We start from the raw sequence: 20,572 nt of genomic DNA on the forward strand, positions 1-20,572 counted from the left end.
ACGCTGTGAATCGTGTCAATCGGCCCGGATTCCTTGACGGGGGACGAGCTCTGCGGGTAGCTTCGACCGGGCACGGGAAAACGCTATCCGAGCGGGCGCCATGCCCAGAGAAGGATTTCGACGATGAATATCCGACACCAATCGTTCCGCGCCGTCGTGGCGGTGGCCGCAGTCGGCTGCCTCCTCGTGGGAGGCGCGCAGAGTGCGACGGCGGCGTCGCCCACAGCGCCGACGGCCGGCCGCCATGACTCCGGTCCGAAGACGCCACAGCTCGAGACGCTCGACCGCGGTCTTGTCGCCGTCTCGACCGCCGACGGGGTCTTCCTCAGCTGGAGACTGCTCGCCACCGAGGCGAGCGGTGCGACCGCCACCGGGCTCGCGGGTCCCGACTTCGCCGTCTACCGCGACGGAGCGAAGATCGCCACGATCACCGACAGCACGAACTACGCGGATGCCGACGGCGCGGCCGCATCGCAGTACTCCGTGGTGCCGGTGGTGAACGGCGTCGAGCTGACGGCATCCGCTTCGCCATCCGTATCTGCGTGGGCGGAGGGGCACTACGACCTTCCGCTGCAGAAGCCCGCCGACGGCGTCACACCGAAGGGCGAGGCCTACACCTACTCGGCCAACGATGTGTCGGTCGGCGACGTCGACGGCGACGGGCAGTACGAGTACGTCGTGAAGTGGGACCCCTCGAACTCGAAGGACGTCTCGCAGCGCGGTTACACGGGCCCCGTCTACCTCGACACCTACGAGCTCGACGGCACGCTGCTCAATCGCCTCGATCTCGGCGTGAACATCCGCGCCGGTGCGCACTACACGCAGTTCCTCGTCTACGACTTCGACGGCGACGGACGCTCCGAGACGATGCTGAAGACGGCCCCTGGCACGAAGTCCGTGCAATACACCGCCGACGGCAGCGTCGCGAGCGAGTCGTACATCACGCTGCCGAAGGACGACCGCAAGGCGGGCTACTCGAACGACGACGACTACCGACTCAGCGCCGCGGACTACGAGCAGCACCTCGTCGAGATGTTCCTCGGCTGGAGTGAGCGGGAGGAGGTCGTGTCGGGTCAGTGGCCGGCCACTCTCGAAGAGGCGTGGGGCATGCCTGTCACGCACGAGTATCCGCTTTCGCCCGAGTCGGCGCAGGAGCTCGCCACGACCTTCATCGACGTGTACGCGCCCGGTCGCAGCTCTCGCAACCTGCTGCGAGAGTTCGAGGGGTTCATCGTCGACGGACCCGAGTACCTCACCGTCTTCGACAGCGCGACGGGCAAGGAGCTGCAGACCATCCCGTATCCGACCGAGCGCGGCGACGACGGCCTGCTGTGGGGCGACTACGCGATGTCGCGCATCGAGCCGGGCAACCGCGTCGACCGCTTCCTCGCGGGAGTCGGTTACCTCGACGGTCAGCATCCGTCCGCCGTCTTCGCCCGCGGCTACTACACACGTACGACCGTCGCGGCCTTCGACTGGGACGGCAAGCGGCTGAAGGCCCGCTGGGATGTCGACAGCGGCCACGTGCCCCTGACGAACCCGTTCAACGACTCGCCGCACGGCCGCGACGGCAGCGACCCCGAGTTCGGCACCATCACGACGCAGGGCGATCACTCGCTGAGCTTCGCCGACGTGGATGGCGACGGCAGGCAGGAGCTCGTCTACGGTTCCGCGACGATCGACGACGACGGCAGCCTGCTGTACAGCTCGTTCGACGTGCTCCCCGAGGGCAGTGCGGATCCCGGAGCATCGGTGCGCCTGGGACACGGCGACGCGATGCACGTGACCGACATCGATCCGAGCCGCCCGGGTGTGGAGATCTGGACGGCTCATGAGGGTGCGACCAGCGCGCCGTACGGGTCGGTGATGCGCGATGCCGCCACGGGAGAGTCCCTCTTCGGCGCCTACTCGGGCCGAGACACGGGTCGGGCGATGATCGGCGACGTGCGGCCGGACGTGCCGGGGATCGAGGTGTGGTCGAGCATGCCGGGCGGCACGGAGGGCAGCGGTCTGCTCAGTGCGACGGGCGAGGTGCTGCAGGCGCAGACGCCCGGCACGAACATGTCGATCCGCTGGGCGGGCGACCTGACGACGCAGCTCGTCAACGGCAGCGGCGACCAGACGCCGACCATCGACGACTGGACGCGAGGCACTGTGCTCACCGCGACGGGCACGCTCACCAACAACGGCACGAAGGGCAACCCCTCGCTCGTCGCCGATGTGCTGGGCGACTGGCGCGAGGAGCTGCTGGTGCGCACGGCCGACTCGAGCGCGCTGCGGTTCTTCACCACGACCGAGCCCACGGCGCACAAGCTCACGACCCTCATGCACGATGTGCAGTACCGGGCTGAGACCGCGCGTCAGCAGACGACCTACAACCAGCCGGCGTACACCTCGTTCTATCTCGCGAGTGACCTCGACTGGGCGGACGTGCCGGTGCTGACGGCCCCGACGGAGCCGAAGGCGCCGAAGTTCACCGACAAGCCGGGCACCTCTCGCGACGAGGTCAAGGTGCCGACGAACGTGAAGGGCGTCAGCTACTACGTGAACGGCGAGAAGGTCGAATCGCCGGGCGGCAAGGTGCGGGTCACCGGTGAGGTGACCGTCGTGGCGGTGCCGGACGCCGGCTACCGCATCGCCGACGGCGCGACCTCGCGATGGACGGAGAACCTCCGCTCTCGGTGACAGACCGCCGCCCCGAGTCGACTCTTCCCGTGCCGGCTCGGGGCGGTTCTGTGCGCTCTGCGTCTTGCGTCCTGACCCCTGCGTCTTGCGTCCTGACCCCTGCGTCTTGCGTCCCGGTGCCTGTCTGCTCGAGGGGCTGCGGTTCAGGCGCCGGTGAGCACCAGCCAGAGCAGGGCGCCGTTGAGGGCGATGAGCAGGACGGACGCGATGATGCCGGCCGCCGTCGTCCACAGGCGGTTCGCCCAGACGCCGAGTGTGCGACGCTGAGCCGTGAGCGCGATGAGCGGGATCAGGGCGAAGGGGATGCCGAACGAGAGCACGACCTGGCTGAGCACGAGGGCGAGCGTCGGATCGAAGCCGATGCCGAGGATCACGAGCGCGGGGATCAGAGTCACCAGCCGACGCGCGAGCAGCGGGATGCGCACGTGCAGCAGTCCGTGCATGATCTCGGCTCCCGCGTAGGCGCCCACCGATGTCGAGGCGAGGCCTGAGGCCAGCAGCCCGACCGCGAAGAACGTCGCGACGACAGGACCGAGCCCTGCGGCCAGCGCGGCGTGCGCGCCTTCGAGCGAGTCGGTGCCCTCGACACCGGCGAGGTTCGCGGCCGCGAGCAGCAGGATGCCGAGATTCACCGTACCCGCGATGACCATCGCGATCGAGACGTCCCACCGGGTCGCGGTGAGCAGGCGACGGATGCGCGAGGTCTCCGTGCGCACGGCCTCCGTCGGCGCATCGGTCGTCGTCGAGCCGAAGCGGTCTCGGGTGAGCGACGAGTGGGCGTAGATCGCGTGCGGCATGATCGTGGCTCCGAGGATGGATGCGGCGAGCAGCACCGATCCGGTGTCCTCGAAGCGGGGCACGAGGCCGCCGACGATGCTCGAGGCGTCGGGCGGGGCGACGAAGAGGCCCGCGATGAAACCCACGGTGATGATCACCATGAGCGCGATGATCACGAACTCGAAGGGTCGGGGCCCTCGGCGGCTCTGCACCGCCAGCAGGATCATCGACACCGCCCCTGTGATGATCCCGCCGAGCAGCAGGGGGATGTCGAACAGCAGATGCAGAGCGACGGCGCCGCCGATGACCTCGGCCAGATCGGTCGCCATCGCGACGAGCTCGGCCTGCAGCCAGTACGCGCGTCGTGCCCACGGGTTCTTCAGTCGCGTTCCCAGCACTTCGGGCAGGCTCTGACCGGTGACGACTCCGAGTTTGGCCGAGAGGTACTGGATCAGCCAGGCCATGATGTTGCCGGCGACCACGACCCACACGAGCAGGTACCCGTACTGAGCGCCCGCGGTCATGTTGCTCGCGACGTTGCCCGGATCGAGATACGCGACGCCGGCCACCAGCGCGGGGCCGAGAAGCCAGAGGCTGCGGGGCGCTGTGGCGCGAGCGGTCGGCGCAGCCGTCTCGAGTGCGGAATTTTTAGGCATGCCGAAATCGTAGCGGATTTTTCGGTGTACCTAAATATTTCGTGCGGGGCTCGGCGGATAGCCTGGCGGAATGGAAGAGCAGGCGGCCGCAGATGCAGCAGAGACAGGCGGATCGTCGGCGCAGCCCGGCTACGGAGTGGGGCCGTGGCCCGGAGGCGAGGCGGAATGGCCCGCGGGAGAGCAGTACGACCCTGAGCTGCTGACGGTCGGCGACACGCGCAATGTGATCGATCGCTACCGCTACTGGCGGATGGACGCGATCGTCGCCGACCTCGACACCAGACGGCATCCGTTCCACGTCGCGATCGAGAACTGGCAGCACGACATGAACATCGGCTCGATCGTGCGCAGCGCCAACGCGTTCCTCGCCGATACCGTGCACATCATCGGGCGGCGCCGCTGGAACAGACGGGGCGCCATGGTCACCGACCGCTACCAGCACGTCGTGCACCACGAGGACGTGGAGACGTTCACCGCCTGGGCCGCGGCAGAGGGGCTGCCGGTCATCGCGGTCGACAACGTCGACGGCGCAGTGCCGGTCGACCGCGCCGACCTGCCGCAGCGCTGCGTGCTGCTGTTCGGACAGGAGGGGCCGGGGCTGTCGGATGCCGCGCTCGCCGCGGCGTCGGCCCATATCGAGATCACGCAGTATGGCTCGACGCGATCGATCAACGCCAGCGCGGCAGCCGCCGTGATCATGTACGAGTGGTGCCGGAGGCACGCGGGCTGACAGGTGGGCGGACCCTCTCGACACGGCGGCTGCGCGGGCGTAGCGTGAGTGCCGATCTGAGGAGGTCGACATGGCAGAGATCAGTCGCATCCGCCCGTTCCTCTGGTTCGACGGTCAGGCGCAGGAGGCGATGGAGTACTACGTCTCGGTGTTCCCGAACTCGTCGATCGACCAGGTGGTGCTCTACCCCGACGAGTCGCTCGATCGACACTTCGAAGGGATGACCGGCAAGGTCCTCAACGGCGACTTCACGCTGAACGGCTCGCCGTTCGGATGCCTCGACGGCGGACCTGAGTTCGCGTTCAACGAGTCGATCTCGTTCGTGATCGGATGCGAGGACCAGGCCGAGATCGACCACTACTGGCAGGCGCTCTCGGCCGTGCCGGAGTCGGAGGCGTGCGGCTGGTGCAAGGACAGGTTCGGCGTCAGCTGGCAGGTCGTGCCCGCAGGCCTGGATCTGCTGCAGCAGAGGCCGGAGCAGATCCAGGCGCTCATGCACATGAAGAAGATCGTGATCGCCGAACTCGAGAACGCCTGATCTCAGACCCCGGCAGTGACCCAGCGTCCTGAGCGCACGCGCCAGCCGAGGGTGGCCAGCCGAGCGAGCAGGTACACCCCGAAGAACGCGACAGAGAGCCAGACGAGACCTGCGGCGTCGTCGACGCCGGTCGCGGCGATGACCCACAGCGCCGGGAGGAACGGCAGGAGGTTCAGGCCACCCGCGATCGCGAGATAGCGCGCGTCGTTCGCACCCATCAGCACCCCGTCGAGCACGAAGACGACACCCGCGATCGGCTGCGCGACCGCGAGGATGAGGAGCGCAGGCTGCACGAGCGCGGCGATCGACGGATCGCCCGTGAACACGATGCCGAGCACACCCGAGAGCGCCGCGATGAGCGCGCCGACCACGACGCCGAACGACACTCCCCAGGCGACCGTGCGTCTGAGCACCCGGTGCACCTGCCGTTCGTCGCCCGCGCCGAGCTCCTTGCCGATCAGTGCCTGGGCCGCGATCGCGAGGGCATCCAGTGCGAACGCGGCCGCCGAGAAGATGGTGAAGACGATCTGCCACCCGGCGAGTTCCTCCGTGCCGATGCCCGTGGCGACCGCGACGGTCGCCAACAGCGCAGCCCGCAGGCTCACCGTGCGCAGGAACAGCCAGCCGCCCGAACGCGCAGTGCTGCCCATGCCCGCTCGCTGCGCCATCAGCGACGCATCGTGCTTCGCGGCGAGGCGCCGGATCACCAGCACGTAGGCGCCGACCATGCCCCACTGGGCGACGACCGTGCCGGCCGCCGACCCGGCGATGCCCCAGCCCAGCCCGTAGATGAACAGCACGTTGAGCAGCGCGTTCGCGCCGAAGCCGATGCCGGCGATCCACAGGGGCGTCATGGTGTCCTGCATCCCGCGGAGCAGTCCGGTGGCGGCGAACACGATGAGCATCGCCGGGAGCCCCCACATCGAGACGACCAGATAGGCGTTGGCGTCGGCGGCCACGGCCTCGCTCGCGCCGAACAGCGACACGAGCCACGGCGAGGCGACCGCCCCGGCCGCGGCGAGCACGGCCCCGATCGCCAGCGCCAGCCACATGCCGTTGATCCCGACCGAGACGGCCTCGCCCGGCCTGCCGGCGCCGAACAGCCTGGCGACCGCCGGGGTCGTCGAGTAGGCGAGGAAGACCATGAGTCCGACGATCGTCTGCAGCACCGCACCCGCGATGCCGAGCCCGGCGAGCGGCGTCGTGCCGAGGTGCCCGACCAGGGCGGCGTCGACGATGAGGAACGCGGGCTCCGCCATCAGGGCGCCGAGCGCGGGGACAGCGAGGCGCAGGATCTCACGATTGAGAGTGCGCTCGGTCATCCTCCGAGCCTATGGGCTGGCGCCGACCTCAGAGCATCCAGCGCGCCCGCACTCGGCCCGCCGGATCCCGTGCAGTCGTACCCTGGAGGAATCCCGGATGCGACGGAGGCGCCCATGACGGATCCACGAGAGGCCGCGGCGAGGTACCGCGCGCGACAGCAGAGTGAGAACGCCGGCGAGGACGCCGAAGACGGCACGGCACCGGGCATCGCCGCAGCCACCGACCGGGCCGCCTTCATCGAGACGGCGATCCAGGTCGCGATCCGCAGGGGCGACTTCGACGATCTCCCCGGAGCCGGCAAGCCGCTCGAGGGTCTCGGCACGCACCACGACCCGGACTGGTGGATCCGGCGCAAGATCGAGCAGGAGAACCTGACGGGTCTCGGCCCGCCCGCCATCCTGCTGCGGACCGAGAACCGAGAGCTCGACGACCAGCTCGACCTGCTCGGTCGCGAGGTCGACGTGCGGGAGGTGCTCGAGGACTTCAACCGTCGGGTCATCGAGGCTCGACGTCAGCTGCAGGGCGGACCGCCCGTCGTGACGGAGCCTCGCGACATCGACGCCGAGGTGGCCGCGTGGGCCGAGCGTCGTGCGGCGCGCCTGGCCGCTCGGCCGACGCCGGAGCCGATCCAGCCGCGCACGCGTCGCTTCGGCATCCGTCGCCGGGGCTGAGGTCGGCGAGGACCGCCAGCCCGTTCCCGCCCGAATGTCGGAGCGACGCCTAGGCTGGTCGGCATGACCGACGTGCTTCCCTCTGGCCTTGAGACCTCCGAGTTCAGCTCCGACATCCGCCCGCAGGACGACCTGTACCGCCATGTCAACGGCGCATGGCTCGCCCGCACCGAGATCCCCGGCGACAAGGCGCGCTGGGGCTCGTTCCATCTGCTCGCCGAGCAGGCCGAGAAGGACGTCAGGGCGATCATCGAGGAGTCGCAGGATGCCGAACCGGGCACCCTCGCCCGCAAGATCGGCGACCTGTTCGCGAGCTTCATGGACACCGAGCGCATCGCCGATGCCGGTGTCACGCCGCTCGCCGAGACCCTCGCCGAGATCGAGGCGATCGATGACATCCCCGCGTTCCTGCGCACCGTCGGCGCCTACGACCGCGACGGTCGCGCGCACCTGATCGGGTTCTACGTCGACGGCGACCCCGGAGATCCCGAGCGCTACCTTCCGGTGATCGTGCAGTCCGGCCTGTCGCTGCCGGACGAGAGCTACTTCAGACTCGACACCTTCGCCGAGACCCGAGCGGCCTACCGCGCCCACCTCGAGCGTCTGCTGGCGCTCGCCGGTGTCGCCGATGCCGCGGGCACCGCCGACCGCTCGGTCGCCCTCGAGACCGAGCTCGCGGGCCACCACTGGGACAACGTGCGCAGCCGCGACGCCGTCGCCACCTACAACCTCAAGACATGGGCCGAGATCCAGGAGCTCGCCGGTGTCGACCTCGAGCCGTGGCGCGACTCCGTCGCGCCGGCCCACCCCGAGGCCTTCGCCGAGGTGGTCGTCTCGCAGCCGAGCTTCCTCGAAGGGCTCGGATCGCTGCTCACCCCCGAGCGCCTCGACGACTGGAAGGCCTGGCTGCGCGCGCAGGTCGTTCACGCGGCGGCTCCGTATCTCACCGACGACTTCGTGCAGGAGAACTTCTCGTTCTACGGCACCGAGCTGACCGGCGTCCCGTCGATCCGCGAGCGGTGGAAGCGCGGTGTCTCGGTGACCGAGGGCGCGCTGAGCGAGGCGATCGGCAAGGTGTACGTCGAGCGGCACTACCCGCCGACGGCGAAGGCGGCGATGGACGAGCTCGTCGCGAACCTCATCGAGGCCTATCGGCAGAGCATCACCGACCTCGAGTGGATGACGGCCGAGACCCGCGAGCGAGCTCTCGCCAAGCTCGACTCGTTCACGCCGAAGATCGGCCACCCCGCCGTCTGGCGCGACTATTCGAGCCTCGAGATCGACCGCGCCGACCTGTTCGGCAACGTGCGGCGGGCGGCGATCTTCGAGCACGACCGCAACGTCGCGAAGGTGGGAAAGCCGATCGACCGGGACGAGTGGCACATGCCGCCGCAGATGGTCAACGCGTACTACAACCCGTCGATGAACGAGATCGTGTTCCCGGCGGCGATCCTGCAGTATCCGTTCTTCGATGCGTCGCGTGATGCGGCTGCCAACTACGGCGGGATCGGCGCGGTCATCGGCCATGAGATCGGTCACGGATTCGACGACCAGGGCAGCCGCTACGACGGAGACGGCAAGCTCGAGGACTGGTGGACGGATGCGGATCGCACGGCGTTCGAGCAGCGCACCAAGGCACTGATCGCGCAGTACGACGAGCTCGTGCCCGAAGGCCTCGACGCCGAGCATCACGTCAACGGCGCCCTGACGATCGGCGAGAACATCGGCGACCTGGGCGGCCTCGGCATCGCGCTCAAGGCCTACGAGATCGCGCTCGGCGGAGAGGAGGCCCCGGTCATCGACGGCTACACGGGCGTGCAGCGCCTTCTTCTGTCGTGGGCGCAGGTCTGGCAGCAGAAGAGCCGCGACGCCGAGACGCTGCGACTGCTCACGATCGACCCGCACTCGCCGAACGAGTTCCGCTGCAACCAGATCGTCCGCAACATCGACGCCTTCTACGAGGCGTTCGACGTCTCAGAATCCGACGCGCTGTGGCTGCCGCAGGGTTCGCGAGTGACGATCTGGTGAGTCGTTCTCTATAACCGATCAGGTGTCGACGGGTGCCCTGCTGTCTCCTGGATGACGATCTGATGACCGTATACCGGAGTATGTAGGGCATCCTCACCTGACGGGGTTACGATATCGGTGCTGCGGAGGATGGACACCGCAGCATCCCGCCAATCCAACCCCCCTATTAAGGATCACGCGTGGGTGCTTCCGAGCCTGCCGACGGCCCGCCACTGGCCTCGCTGCGCCGCTCTCAGCGGCCCAGCCGACGCTTGCCGCGTCGTGCGGCCTCGGGGCGGCGGTCGTTCACTTCGACCCTCCGGGCGCTCGAACAGCTCGCGGACGCGGGCGCGCAGGTGTCGGTTCATGTCGTCGATCTCGACAACCACACGCATGTCCTCTCCGGTGATGACCATGTGACCATGCCTGTCGCGGGGCTCGGGGTCGTACCGCTGCTGATCGAGGTGGCGGCAGCGTTCGATGCAGGCACCCTCGACCCGCTCGAGATCGTCGAGCGCACCGCCGTCGAGTCGGTGTCGACCTCGGGTCTCTGGCGACACCTGCATGCGCCCGCGCTGCCGCTCGAAGATCTCGCCGTGCTCGCGGCGACAGCCGGTGACCCGATCGCGGTCAACGCCCTGCTGCAGCGGGTCGGTCACGATCGCGTGCGTGAGCGTATCGAGGCCCTCGGACTCCGCCGCACAGCCCTTCTCGATCGATTCCGCGACGAGCGCGGTCCCGACGACGCGCCCCAGGTCGCCGTGGGTTCCGCGCGCGAATTCGCCGGACTCTTCTCGGCACTCGTGAACTCGCAGGTGGTGGGCGCCTCGGTGAGCGCTCAGGTGTCCGAGTGGCTCAGTCTGAACCAGGACCTGAGCCTGGTGGCCTCGTCGACGGGCCTCGATCCCTTCGCTCACGACCACGACGCCCACGGTCTGCTGTTCATCAACAAGACCGGGCGCGATCGCGGCGTGAGGGCAGAGGCGGGAGTCCTCGCCGGGCCGCGCGCCGGCGTCGCCTATTCCCTGATCGTCTGCTTCGACGACCTGTCGATCACGCACCGGCTTCGTGCACACGATGCCTTCCGCGTGCTCGGGGTCGAGCTCATGGAGTACACGCACTGAGCTCACGGGCGCCCTCGCCCCGGCGTCGCTAGCCTGGAGGCATGCCCCGCCCCGATTGGACTCCGCACCGCCGTGACGACGGCGAGCTGCTCGGATGGATCCACCCCGACGGCGACGACTGGGTGGCCGTCGACGTGCTGGGTCGCCCGGTCTCCGCTCCCACCGAGTGGCTCGACGCCGAGACCGCGCTCGAGGAGCGGGGGATCGGCTGGCTCGCCGATCCGTGGATGCTCGAGGGTGAAGCCGACAGGCCCCTTCGCGTGCGCATCCTCGAGGTCACTCCCGACGACGAAGGCGTTCCCGGACGCATCGTCGTGAAGATCGACGACTTCGGCGACATGGCGCGTCCGCCCGTGCAGCAGTACGTGCTCGAGTGGCCGATCCCCGCGCGGTTGCGAGCGCCGACGACGGGCGATCCCGATCCGCGCGTGCTCTGATCGCGATCCGGGCTGACGGCTAGCCGGGCAGCGACGGATGCTGCTCTGCTGCACGCTGCCGGGGGATGAACAGCGACAGGACCAGAGCGACGATCCCGGCCCCGATCGCCAGCCAGAAGCACAGATCGAACGCCGCCCGCGTGGGCACCGAGACTCCGCCGACGTCGATGCTCATGGCGGCGAGCACCCCGCCCATCACGGCGGACGCACTCGACGTGCCGATCGAGCGGAAGAGCGCGTTCAGTCCGTTCGAGGCGCCCGTCTCGTTCGCGGGCACCGATCGCATGATGATCATCGGCATGGCGGCGAACGTGAATCCGATGCCGACGCCGATCAGCAGGTTGCCGACGAGGATGTGCCAGACCTCGCTCGACCACAGCAGCACGAACACGTAGGCGAGCACGATCGCCGCAGCGCCGACGCTGAACAGCGGGCGAGGCCCGACGGTGCGCTCGAGCCAGCCAGACAACGGCGAGATCACCATCATCACGAGACCCGCCGGCATGATCACGAGTGCGGCAGAGACCATGTCGAGTCCGAAGCCCGCACCGGAGGCGGTCGGGCCCTCGAGCAGCTGCGGGAAAGTCACGTTCGACGCGAACAGGGCGAAGCCCATGCCGATCGCGGCGATGTTGGTGAACAGCACGGCGGGGCGGGCAGCGACGCGCAGATCGAGCAGCGGATCCTTCGTGCGCAGCTGATACCACCCCCACACCAGCAGCACCCCCACGCCTCCGATGATGCATGTGAGGGTCAGCGGTGCCGTCCAGCCCCACTCCGCGCCGCGCGAGACGAACAGCAGGATGCCGGTGAGGCCGATCGCGAGTCCGATCGCGCCGATCACGTCGAGGCGCCCGGGGAACCGCAGCACATCCTCGGGGATCACGAGCAGCACGAGGGCGAGGCCGATGACGCCGAGAGCGGCCGCGAGCCAGAACAGCCAGTGCCAGTCGGCGTTCACCGCGAGCAGGGCGGCCACCGGCATCCCGATCGCACCGCCCACGCCCATCGTCGCGCTCATCAGGGCGACGGCGGTGCCCAGGCGTTCGGGCGGCAGCACGTCGCGCATGATGGCGATGCCCAGCGGGACCACACCGGTCACCGCCCCCTGCAGCGCCCGGCCGATGATCACGCCGACGATCGAGCCAGACAGCGCGGCGATCAGCGACCCGAGGATTAGCAGTCCGAGCAGCACGATCACGACGCGGCGCTTGCCGTACATGTCGCCCAGTCGGCCCGAGATGGGGGTGGCGACCGCGGCGACGAGCAGCGTGATCGTGACGACCCAGGTGGTGTCCTCGCGGGATGCGTTCAGCAGGTGAGGAAGCTCGGCCTGCAGCGGCACGACCAGTGTGAACATGAACGACGAGCAGAGACCGGCGAACGCCAGCACCGCGACGATCGCCCATTTCGGTGATGTCCGGGAGAGTCTTCTGCGCGCGCGATCATCGTTCTCTCCCATCGCTTCAGGCTATCGGCGTCTGAGACACTCGAGGCGCGTGCCCGCGTGCTGCGATCGTCAGCTCACGCCCTTCATCAGTCGCAGCACCGGCTTGACGGCGACGAGCAGTCCGAGGCCGACCACGATCGCGATGGCGCCGAGGATCGAGAAGTAGGGCACCTCGTTCTTCGGGTCGTAGAACTGCACGAGCCAGCCCGAGATCGCCGTGCCCAGCGCGATCGACAGGAAGAACAGCGCGACCATCTGGGTGTGGAAGACCTTCGGGGCGAGCTTCGTGGTGACAGACAGCCCGACCGGCGAGATCAGCAGCTCGGCGACCGTGAACACGAACAGGATGCCGATGATGGCGATCAACGGGGTGGAGTTGGCGCCACCGCCCGCGAACGGCAGGAACAGCAGGAACGCCGCCCCCATGATGATCGCGCCGAGTGCGAACTTGACCGGCGTCGAGGGCTGACGGCGGCCGAGGCGGGTCCAGATCGCCGCGAAGACGCCGGACAGGATGATGATGAACACGGGATTGATCGACTGCACCCACGAGACGGGCATCTCGAATCCGAAGATGTTGCGGTCGAGGCGCTCGTCGGAGTAGACCGTGAGCACGGTGAACTGCTGCTGGTACAGCGACCAGAACGCGACGCTCGTGATGAAGAGGGGCAGGAATCCCCACACGCGCGAGCGCTCGGTGCCGTCGATCCGGCGGCTGCTGAGGATGACCGCGAAGTAGGCCACCGTCGCGACGATCGTTCCGATGATCACGATGGACGCCAGGTTGTCGGCCCTGACCACGCCGACGAGCACCAGCACCGCGATGAGGGCGACGGCGGCGACCGCGATGATCGCGACGAGCGGATAGCGCGAGGAGGGCAGCGGATTGGGCACGCGTCGTGCCTCATCCGGCAGCGCCTTGCGGCCGAAGGAGTACTGCACGAGTCCGAGCGTCATGCCGATCGCGGCGAGCCCGAAGCCGTAGTGGAATCCGAGGGTCGACTGCAGGATGCCGGTGAGGATCGGACCCATGAAGGCGCCGAGGTTGATGCCGAGGTAGAACAGCGAGAATCCGGCATCCCGACGGGTGTCGTCTGCGCTGTAGAGGGTGCCGACGACGGAGGTCGCGTTCGCCTTCAGGCCGCCCGAGCCGAGCGCGACGAGCACGAGGCCGACCCCTACGCCGATGAATCCGGGGAGAAGGGCGAGGGCGACGTGCCCTGCGACGATCACGATCGCGCTGAGGAACAGCACGCGTTCCGAGCCCAGCATCCGGTCGGCGATCCAGGCGCCGAGGATCGTCGAGAGGTAGACCGACCCGCCGTAGGCGCCGACGATCCCGCCGGCGACGGCCTGGGAGAGTCCGAGACCCCCCTCGGTGACCGAGAAGTACAGGTAGATGAGCAGGATGCCCTGCATGCCGTAGAAGCTGAACCGCTCCCACATCTCGACGCCGAAGATGTGGACGAGTGCCCAGGGCTGCCCGAAGAATCGGGTGTCGGACTTCTCGGCCGTCGTGTCGCTGGTTGCCATTCCTCCACGGTACGCCCGGTCGCGACGTGGTTCCCAGCCCACTCGCACGTGTTCGATTCCGATATCTGCGACCGGAGGGGCAGACTGGGGGCGTGCGAACCATCCGTGATCTGGACACCGTTGAACTCATCATCGCCGCGCAGGGCCTGCTCGACTCCATCCGCGGCCCCGAGCGCGTGATCGACGCCGGCACTCTGCGAGCTCTTCAGCAGTCGGGCAACTACGTCGTCGGACTCTTCGATGCCGAGGACGGGGAAGAGCGGATGGTGGGGGCCTCGATCGCCTTCTTCGGCGCCCCCGGACGCCGGGCGATGCACTCGCACATCACGGCGTTGCTGCCCGAGTACCGCGGACGCGGCTGGGGACGAGAGCTCAAAGAGCACCAGCGCCAATGGGCGTTCTCGCGGGACGTCGGTCGCATCACCTGGACGTTCGATCCGCTGGTCGCCCGCAACGCGCACTTCTTCCTCACAGTGCTCGGTGCCCGCGTGACCGGGTACTCGGTGAACCGCTACGGCATCTTCGGCGGAGGCGATGCCGGAGACGAGAGCGACCGGCTCGACGTCGAATGGGCGCTCGCCGACATCGCCAAGTCGCCGGCATCCGACGAGGTTGTGGAGACGCTGGAGATCCCGAGCGACATCGAGAGCATCCGCGTCGAGGATCCGGATGCTGCGCACGAATGGCGCACCCGTCTGCGTGCGCAGATGGAGGGTCTGCTGAGCAGCGGCCTGACGCTCTCGGGGTTCGATGTCGAGAAGGGCTACCTCTTCACGGCCTGAGGGCTCGGACAGACCTGGCCAGGGTCCTGAGGCGAACCGGTCGCGGATAAGATTGATGTGCCCGTGATCACGGGCTTTCCCGCATGCGACCATTGGAGCCACCGTGGCCGAACAGTCCCGTCTTGACAAGGTCATCGCCCTTGCCCGCCACCGCGGGTTCGTCTTCCAGGCGGGTGAGATCTACGGCGGTTCCCGGTCCGCGTGGGACTACGGGCCCCTCGGCACGGAGCTCAAAGAGAACATCCGCCGCCAGTGGTGGCAGACGTTCGTGCGCGGCCGTGGCGACATGGTCGGACTCGACTCGAGCATCATCCTGCCCAAGCGCGTGTGGGAGGCCTCTGGTCACGTCGCGACCTTCACCGACCCGCTGGTCGAGTGCCTGAGCTGCCACAAGCGCTTCCGCGCCGACACTCTGATCGAGGACTTCGAGGCGCGCAAGGGTCGCAAGGCGGAGAACGGCCTCGCCGACGTGCCGTGCCCCAACTGCGGCACCAAGGGCCAGTACACCGAGCCGAAGTCGTTCTCGGGTCTCGTGAAGACGTACCTCGGTGTGGTCGACGATGAGTCGGGCCTCTACTTCCTCCGCCCGGAGACGGCACAGGGCATCTTCGTCAACTTCTCGAACGTTCTGACGGCCAGCCGCAAGAAGCCGCCGTTCGGCATCGGCCAGGTCGGCAAGGCGTTCCGCAACGAGATCACCCCCGGCAACTTCATCTTCCGCACGCGTGAGTTCGAGCAGATGGAGATCGAGTTCTTCACGCCCCCCGCTGACGCGCAGCAGTGGTTCGAGCACTGGGTCGAGGCGTGCTGGAACTGGTTCATCGATCTCGGGATCGACCCCGAGAACATGCGTCAGTTCGACGTGCCCGAGGACGACCGCGCGCATTACTCCGCCGGCACCATCGACGTCGAGTACCGCTTCGGCTTCACAGGCAAGGAGTGGGGCGAGCTCATGGGCGTCGCCAACCGCACCGACTACGACCTGTCGAGCCACAGCGAGGCGTCTGGTCAGAGCCTCACCTACTTCGACCAGGCCACGGGCGACCGTTACACGCCGTACGTGATCGAACCGTCGTTCGGCCTCACCCGCGCCATGATGGCCTTCCTCGTCGACGCGTACCGCGAAGAGGAGGTGCCGAACGCCAAGGGCGGCACCGACGTGCGCACAGTGCTCAAGCTCGACCCGCGGCTGGCCCCGGTCAAGGCGGCCGTGCTGCCGCTGAGCCGCAACGAGCGGCTGTCGCCGCTCGCTCGCGAGGTCGCCGACACGCTGCGCAGCTCGTGGGCCGTCGACTTCGATGACGCGGGTGCGATCGGTCGCCGGTATCGCCGACAGGACGAGATCGGCACGCCGTTCTGCGTCACGATCGACTTCGACTCGCTCGACGACCGTGCCGTGACCGTGCGCGACCGCGACACCATGGCGCAGGAGCGCGTCTCGATCGACGAGCTGCACCAGTACCTGGCTGAGCGACTCAAGGGCGCGTGACGCTCGGATGATCAGAACGAGAGGCTCGCTGTCCGACAGGACGGCGGGCCTCTCGCGTCACCCGGTGACGGTCAGCTGCACCTGATCGGTGCCGCCCGCCTCGACCCAGGCCAGCGATCGCTCGAGGATGCCGCGGAGCACGTCGAGGTCGATCTTCTCGAGATCCTTGATGTAGAGGCATCCGACGCCCGTGCTGTGCGGGCCGAGCTTCTCGAGTGCCTCGGAGTGTGCGTCGACGCCGTCGAACAGATAGATCGTCGTAGCCGCCTTGCGGGGGGCGAAGCCGAGGAGTCCGCTGTCGCCCTCGGTGCCGGTCGGATACCTATAGTGGCAGCTGCCGAATCCGATGATCGTGCCCCAGGTCTGAGGGTCGCGGCCTGTGATCTCCTGCATCAGGGCGGTCAGCGTCTCGGCATCCCGGCGTCGGACCGCCGGAGTGGATCGGGCGATGAGCCCGGCGACGTCGTCGCCGGTGGGCTTCATGCCTTCGCCTTCGCCGCGGCCTTCATGGCCTTCTTGTGTTCGCGCACCTTGGTGAGCGATTCGGGCGAGACGATGTCGGCGACGCTGCGGTAGGAACCCTCGGTACCGTAGTCGCCCGCGGCCTCGCGCCACCCGGCGCCGGTGAACCCGTACTGCTTGCCGAGCAGAGCAAGGAAGATCTTCGCCTTCTGCTCGCCGAAGCCGGGGAGAGCCTTGAGTCGCTTGAGCACCTCGGCGCCCGACGGGTCGCCTTCGGTCCAGAGTGCCGAGGCGTCTCCGCCCCACTGATCGACGATCTCCTGACAGAGCGTCTGCACGCGAGTCGCCATCGAACCGGGGAACCGATGCACGGCTGGGGTCGTCTTGAACGCCTCGAGGAACTCGTCGGGGTCCATCGCCGCGATGGTGGCCGCATCGGTCGCGCCGGTGCGCTGCTCGATCTTGAGGGGTCCTGCGAACGCCGTCTCCATCGGGACCTGCTGGTCGAGCAGCATCCCGACCAGCAGCGCGAGCGGGTTGTTCGTGAGCAGAGCGTCGGCGGCGGTGTCTCCGGTGATGTGAAGGGCCATGCGTCCAGTCTGGCATCCCCGATGGCGGCAGCGGGGTCAGATGCGCTGCAGCTTCGGGAGCGGACCCTCGAGGCGTGCGATGGACACTCTCACGTCGGCGATGTCGCCTTTGAGCTCGACCCTGAGTTCGGTGATCTGCGTCTCGAGTCGCGTGAACCTCTCATCGATGCTGTCGAAGCGGGTGTCCAGTCCCCGGGAGTGCTTCGCGAGCATTCTGGAGACCCCGCCGAGCACGGTCGCGCTGAACGCGAAGAGGGCGATGATGATGCCGATCACATCCGGATCCACGAGCATCCTCCCAGTCTGCGTTCGGGGAAGGGATTTGTCATGGTTCGACGATATGAAGCACGGACGATGCGTGCAGGCGTCCGAGCCGAGATCCTCGGAGCCGGGGGAGAGGTCTCCGCCGAGGATGATCGTGCAGTGAGGGTGAGGCCCTCAGGCGGTCGCTGCGTCGTCTGCGTCAGACGCCTGCGCGGGCTCGATCGGCTCGATGCCGTACATCGTCGAGAGCGCGGCGGCGAAGTCGTCTGCCCGGCCGGTGGCGGCGAGTTCGTGCGCGCGCGTGGTCGGCACGTGCAGCAGCACGCCGGTGAGGTGGCGCAGGGCCTGCTCGACCTTGCCGTCGTCGTCGCCCCTGGCGCGGGCTCGGGCGATCTCGGACTCGAGCAGTGCGAACATGTGCGACCGCAGTGCGACGACCGAGGGGGTGACGCTCTGGCGGCTGCCGACGACGTGGAAGGTGTCGGCGGCTTCGCGCACGACGGTGCGCGCGGCATCCGTCGCCTGCAGCTCCTCGAGCGGTGCGTGCAGGCTGATGGTCTCGAGGTCGAGCAGAGCCACGCCCTCGAGGGCAGCGACAGCGGGGTCGACGTTGCGCGGCATGCCGAGGTCTACGACCATCTGGTTGTGGGATGCGACGGGGCAGCCCTCAGGGGCGATGCCGGTCGGCGCCTGCAGGTGCTCGGGGGTGAGCACGGGAGCGGCGGCCGTCGTGCAGGTGATCAGCAGGCTCGATCGCGAGGCGACGCGCGCGTAGTCCTCAGCGGAGACCGGGCGGATGCCGTGCTTCGCGGCGAACTTCTCAGCGCGGCCCGAGGGCGAGTACACCGAGATGTTCACGGCTCCTCGTTCGCGCAGCGTCGCGAGGGTGACGGCTGCATAGGCGCCGGTGCCGACGAGCAGCACGCGCTCGGCCGACCAGTCGACGATGCGGCTGTCGGCGAGCTCGAGAGCGAGTCGCACGAGTGAACGACCGGCGCGGCCGAGCGCAGTGACGTTCTTGACCTTGCGCTGCGCCTGGCTGGCCCGCTGGAAGAGGCGCTCGAGCTCGGGGGAGGTCGTGCCCTCCTTGCGTGCGGACTTGAGCGCACGACGCACCTGGCCGGCGATCTCGCCTTCGCCCGACACGACGGACTCGAGGCCGGATGCGACCGAGAAGAGGTGCTCTGCGACACGGCGGCCGGAGTGCACCTCGTAGGCGCCGTCGAGTTCGGTGGCGCGGATGCCCGTGGACGCCTCGACGGCCTCGAGCACTGCCTCGACGCCGATCGCACCTGCGGCGGTGACGGGCTCGTCCATCTCGACGTAGGCCTCGAAGCGGTTGCAGGTAGCAAGAACGACCGCACCCTGCACGCAGGACGCCATGTCCACAACCGTGGAGGCGACGTCGTCGGGGGTGCGGCTCAGGCGTTCGAGCAATTCGAAGGGGGCGGTCTTGTGACTCGCCGTGACAACCAGCAGCACCTTTCGATTCTACCTGAGGCTTCATGCAGGTCGGCCCAGGGGCGGATGGGAGGATGGACGCATGCCTCTCTCCGACGCTCCGCTGCTGCGCGCCCTCACCGGCCCCCGACCTGAGCACGCCCCCGTGTGGTTCATGCGCCAGGCCGGCCGATCGCTGCCCGAGTACCGCGAGCTGCGGGTCGGAACGCGGATGCTCGACGCCTGCCTCACGCCCGACCTCGCCGCCGAGATCACTCTGCAGCCGGTGCGGCGTCACGGCGTCGATGCTGCGGTGTTCTTCAGCGACATCGTCATCCCCCTGCGACTGGCGGGCGTGGAGGTCGAGATCGAGGCCGGACGCGGTCCGGTGTTCGCGAATCCCGTGCGCACCGCGGGTGACGTCGATCGCATCACCTCCATCGATCCCCTCTCGCTCGACGGCTCCGCGATCGCCGAGGCCGTGGGCATCGTCACCGCAGAACTCGGGGAGACCCCGCTGATCGGCTTCGCCGGCGCTCCGTTCACGCTGGCCGCCTACCTCGTCGAGGGCGGCCCGTCGAAGGAGCACCTGCGGGCCCGCGCCATGATGCACGCCGACCCCGACTCGTGGAATCGTCTCGCGGGCTGGCTGGCGCAGGTCTCGCGCCGGTTCCTCGAGATCCAGCGCGACGCGGGAGCATCCGTGGTGCAGCTGTTCGACTCGTGGGCCGGATCCCTGAGCACCGCCGACTACCGCGCATTCGTGGCTCCGCACTCGAAGGTCGCGCTCGATGGCATCGGCGTGCCGAGCATCCACTTCGGCGTGGGCACCGGACCCTTCCTCGACGACATGCGCCTGGACGGAATCGCGGACGGCGTCGGCGTCGACTGGCGCCTGCCGCTCGATGAGGCCGCGGCGATCCTCGGACCCGACGTCTCGGTGCAGGGCAACATCGACCCGGCGCTGCTCTCGGCGCCGTGGCCGGTGCTCGAGGCGCACGTGCGCGACGTGGTCGAACGCGGGCGCGCGGCCAGGGGCCACATCGTCAACCTCGGACACGGCGTTCCCCCCGAGACCGACCCCGATCAGCTCACCCGGATCGTCGAACTGGTGCACTCGATCTGAGAGAACCGGTCCACCCGATCTGACAGCCAGGGGCGGGTCGCTCCGGCGTCATCGTCTCGGACGCGGAACGCTATCTAGCATGAGTGCTATATTGCAAACATGACAGACAGTGCGTCAGACATCTTCGCGGCATTGGCCCATCCGACGCGTCGTCAGATCCTGCAGGACCTCAAGGACGGCGAGCTCGCGGCGGGTGAGATCGCCTCGCGGTTCTCGGCGAGCGGCCCCACGATCTCGCGGCACCTGAGCGTGCTGCGCCAGGCGGGCCTCGTCAGTGAGCGTCGCGATGCCAACCGCATCCTGTACTCCCTCGTCGGCGAGCGTCTCGCGCTCTCCGTCGGCGACTTCCTCTCGACCGTGTGCCCCGAGCAGATCGTGCTCCGCGAGGTGCGCAAGCGTGGCTCCGGGCGCGCCGCCGCTGCGGCCGTCGAGGCCTGAGCCGGCGCATCCTCGACTGAGCGGCCCCCGGATGGATCTCCGCACCGTGC

19 protein-coding genes are annotated in these 20,572 nt (G+C 68.4%); 11 read left to right on the forward strand and 8 right to left on the reverse strand.

Features of this window, described 5'->3' with window-relative positions; translation table 11 throughout:
* Positions 1-123 precede the first annotated feature (123 nt).
* The gene (locus tag RU09_RS13165; protein ID WP_042541279.1) at positions 124-2,685 is read left to right on the forward strand and encodes a rhamnogalacturonan lyase; all 2,562 of its coding nucleotides are present in this window, start codon (positions 124-126) and stop codon (positions 2,683-2,685) included.
* Between the two features lie 143 nt (positions 2,686-2,828).
* Here RU09_RS13165 and RU09_RS13170 read toward each other — a convergent pair whose 3' ends face one another.
* On the reverse strand, positions 2,829-4,118 hold the full coding sequence (locus tag RU09_RS13170; RefSeq protein ID WP_042541281.1) for an Nramp family divalent metal transporter: 1,290 nt from the start codon (positions 4,116-4,118) through the stop codon (positions 2,829-2,831).
* A 70-nt stretch (positions 4,119-4,188) separates the two neighbouring features.
* Here RU09_RS13170 and RU09_RS13175 point away from each other — a divergent pair, with 70 nt between their 5' ends.
* Both RU09_RS13175 and RU09_RS13180 read left to right on the forward strand, forming a co-directional pair.
* Positions 4,189-4,848 (forward strand): TrmH family RNA methyltransferase, encoded by a 660-nt coding sequence (locus RU09_RS13175; RefSeq protein ID WP_194285970.1) that lies wholly within the window; start codon positions 4,189-4,191, stop codon positions 4,846-4,848.
* Between the two features lie 70 nt (positions 4,849-4,918).
* Complete coding sequence (locus tag RU09_RS13180; protein WP_153302259.1) at positions 4,919-5,386, forward strand: VOC family protein; 468 nt, start codon at positions 4,919-4,921, stop codon at positions 5,384-5,386.
* Positions 5,387-5,388: 2 nt separating this feature from the next.
* On the opposite strand, the gene RU09_RS13185 is transcribed toward RU09_RS13180, so the two are convergent.
* The gene (locus tag RU09_RS13185) at positions 5,389-6,708 is read right to left on the reverse strand and encodes an MATE family efflux transporter (RefSeq protein WP_042541282.1); all 1,320 of its coding nucleotides are present in this window, start codon (positions 6,706-6,708) and stop codon (positions 5,389-5,391) included.
* Positions 6,709-6,822: 114 nt separating this feature from the next.
* Here RU09_RS13185 and RU09_RS13190 point away from each other — a divergent pair, with 114 nt between their 5' ends.
* The 4 genes from RU09_RS13190 (at position 6,823) to RU09_RS13205 (ending at position 10,948) form a co-directional block, all read left to right on the forward strand.
* Positions 6,823-7,380, forward strand: coding sequence for a J-domain-containing protein (locus tag RU09_RS13190; RefSeq protein WP_042541284.1), 558 nt, complete (start codon positions 6,823-6,825; stop codon positions 7,378-7,380).
* Between the two features lie 63 nt (positions 7,381-7,443).
* Complete coding sequence (locus RU09_RS13195; RefSeq protein WP_042541286.1) at positions 7,444-9,408, forward strand: M13 family metallopeptidase; 1,965 nt, start codon at positions 7,444-7,446, stop codon at positions 9,406-9,408.
* A gap of 179 nt (positions 9,409-9,587) precedes the next feature.
* A complete protein-coding gene (locus RU09_RS13200) occupies positions 9,588-10,511 on the forward strand; it encodes a serine hydrolase (RefSeq protein WP_042541288.1) in 924 nt (307 codons plus the stop codon).
* A gap of 41 nt (positions 10,512-10,552) precedes the next feature.
* Complete coding sequence (locus RU09_RS13205) at positions 10,553-10,948, forward strand: hypothetical protein (protein WP_042541290.1); 396 nt, start codon at positions 10,553-10,555, stop codon at positions 10,946-10,948.
* A 19-nt stretch (positions 10,949-10,967) separates the two neighbouring features.
* On the opposite strand, the gene RU09_RS13210 is transcribed toward RU09_RS13205, so the two are convergent.
* Positions 10,968-12,410 (reverse strand): MFS transporter, encoded by a 1,443-nt coding sequence (locus RU09_RS13210; protein WP_042541292.1) that lies wholly within the window; start codon positions 12,408-12,410, stop codon positions 10,968-10,970.
* 57 nt (positions 12,411-12,467) lie between these two features.
* Positions 12,468-13,931 (reverse strand): peptide MFS transporter, encoded by a 1,464-nt coding sequence (locus tag RU09_RS13215; protein ID WP_042541294.1) that lies wholly within the window; start codon positions 13,929-13,931, stop codon positions 12,468-12,470.
* Positions 13,932-14,023: 92 nt separating this feature from the next.
* On the opposite strand from RU09_RS13215, the gene RU09_RS13220 reads away from it, so the two are divergent.
* Both RU09_RS13220 and RU09_RS13225 read left to right on the forward strand, forming a co-directional pair.
* Positions 14,024-14,713 (forward strand): GNAT family N-acetyltransferase, encoded by a 690-nt coding sequence (locus RU09_RS13220; RefSeq protein ID WP_042541296.1) that lies wholly within the window; start codon positions 14,024-14,026, stop codon positions 14,711-14,713.
* A gap of 103 nt (positions 14,714-14,816) precedes the next feature.
* Positions 14,817-16,202: a glycine--tRNA ligase gene (locus RU09_RS13225; RefSeq protein ID WP_042541298.1), complete on the forward strand. Its 1,386-nt coding sequence runs from the start codon at positions 14,817-14,819 to the stop codon at positions 16,200-16,202.
* A gap of 57 nt (positions 16,203-16,259) precedes the next feature.
* Here the strand turns inward: RU09_RS13225 and RU09_RS13230 are convergent, their stop codons facing one another.
* The 4 genes from RU09_RS13230 to RU09_RS13245 form a co-directional block, all read right to left on the reverse strand.
* On the reverse strand, positions 16,260-16,685 hold the full coding sequence (locus RU09_RS13230; RefSeq protein ID WP_042541300.1) for a DUF1801 domain-containing protein: 426 nt from the start codon (positions 16,683-16,685) through the stop codon (positions 16,260-16,262).
* A complete protein-coding gene (locus tag RU09_RS13235) occupies positions 16,682-17,254 on the reverse strand; it encodes an HhH-GPD-type base excision DNA repair protein (protein WP_042541302.1) in 573 nt (190 codons plus the stop codon). Before RU09_RS13235 ends, RU09_RS13230 begins: the two co-directional genes overlap by 4 nt.
* 36 nt (positions 17,255-17,290) lie before the next feature.
* Entirely contained in the window at positions 17,291-17,548 is a 258-nt protein-coding gene (locus RU09_RS13240; protein ID WP_042541304.1) for a hypothetical protein, read from the reverse strand.
* Positions 17,549-17,692: 144 nt separating this feature from the next.
* Positions 17,693-19,000 carry a glutamyl-tRNA reductase gene (locus RU09_RS13245; RefSeq protein ID WP_042541306.1) on the reverse strand — a complete coding sequence of 436 codons (1,308 nt, stop codon included), beginning with the start codon at positions 18,998-19,000 and terminating at the stop codon, positions 17,693-17,695.
* A 61-nt stretch (positions 19,001-19,061) separates the two neighbouring features.
* On the opposite strand from RU09_RS13245, the gene hemE reads away from it, so the two are divergent.
* Together hemE and RU09_RS13255 are read left to right on the forward strand one after the other, a co-directional pair.
* On the forward strand, positions 19,062-20,084 hold the full coding sequence (gene hemE / locus RU09_RS13250; protein WP_042541307.1) for a uroporphyrinogen decarboxylase: 1,023 nt from the start codon (positions 19,062-19,064) through the stop codon (positions 20,082-20,084).
* A gap of 99 nt (positions 20,085-20,183) precedes the next feature.
* Positions 20,184-20,522 carry a metalloregulator ArsR/SmtB family transcription factor gene (locus RU09_RS13255; RefSeq protein ID WP_042541309.1) on the forward strand — a complete coding sequence of 113 codons (339 nt, stop codon included), beginning with the start codon at positions 20,184-20,186 and terminating at the stop codon, positions 20,520-20,522.
* Positions 20,523-20,572: the final 50 nt, after the last annotated feature.

Source organism: Microbacterium sp. MEJ108Y (genome assembly GCF_000834175.1).
Taxonomy (GTDB): Bacteria; Actinomycetota; Actinomycetes; order Actinomycetales; family Microbacteriaceae; genus Microbacterium; species Microbacterium forte.

Excerpts from the sequence above, each read along its gene's own strand:
- RU09_RS13170 (WP_042541281.1), bottom strand. The coding sequence starts at position 4,118 with ATGCCTAAAAATTCCGCACTCGAGACGGCTGCGCCGACCGCTCGCGCC.
- RU09_RS13195 (WP_042541286.1), top strand. The coding sequence starts at position 7,444 with ATGACCGACGTGCTTCCCTCTGGCCTTGAGACCTCCGAGTTCAGCTCC.
- RU09_RS13210 (WP_042541292.1), bottom strand. The coding sequence starts at position 12,410 with ATGGGAGAGAACGATGATCGCGCGCGCAGAAGACTCTCCCGGACATCA.
- RU09_RS13240 (WP_042541304.1), bottom strand. The coding sequence starts at position 17,548 with ATGCTCGTGGATCCGGATGTGATCGGCATCATCATCGCCCTCTTCGCG.
- RU09_RS13255 (WP_042541309.1), top strand. The coding sequence starts at position 20,184 with ATGACAGACAGTGCGTCAGACATCTTCGCGGCATTGGCCCATCCGACG.
- RU09_RS13175 (WP_194285970.1), top strand. The coding sequence starts at position 4,189 with ATGGAAGAGCAGGCGGCCGCAGATGCAGCAGAGACAGGCGGATCGTCG.
- RU09_RS13190 (WP_042541284.1), top strand. The coding sequence starts at position 6,823 with ATGACGGATCCACGAGAGGCCGCGGCGAGGTACCGCGCGCGACAGCAG.
- hemE (WP_042541307.1), top strand. The coding sequence starts at position 19,062 with ATGCCTCTCTCCGACGCTCCGCTGCTGCGCGCCCTCACCGGCCCCCGA.
- RU09_RS13165 (WP_042541279.1), top strand. The coding sequence starts at position 124 with ATGAATATCCGACACCAATCGTTCCGCGCCGTCGTGGCGGTGGCCGCA.
- RU09_RS13205 (WP_042541290.1), top strand. The coding sequence starts at position 10,553 with ATGCCCCGCCCCGATTGGACTCCGCACCGCCGTGACGACGGCGAGCTG.
- RU09_RS13215 (WP_042541294.1), bottom strand. The coding sequence starts at position 13,931 with ATGGCAACCAGCGACACGACGGCCGAGAAGTCCGACACCCGATTCTTC.
- RU09_RS13230 (WP_042541300.1), bottom strand. The coding sequence starts at position 16,685 with ATGAAGCCCACCGGCGACGACGTCGCCGGGCTCATCGCCCGATCCACT.
- RU09_RS13185 (WP_042541282.1), bottom strand. The coding sequence starts at position 6,708 with ATGACCGAGCGCACTCTCAATCGTGAGATCCTGCGCCTCGCTGTCCCC.
- RU09_RS13180 (WP_153302259.1), top strand. The coding sequence starts at position 4,919 with ATGGCAGAGATCAGTCGCATCCGCCCGTTCCTCTGGTTCGACGGTCAG.
- RU09_RS13235 (WP_042541302.1), bottom strand. The coding sequence starts at position 17,254 with ATGGCCCTTCACATCACCGGAGACACCGCCGCCGACGCTCTGCTCACG.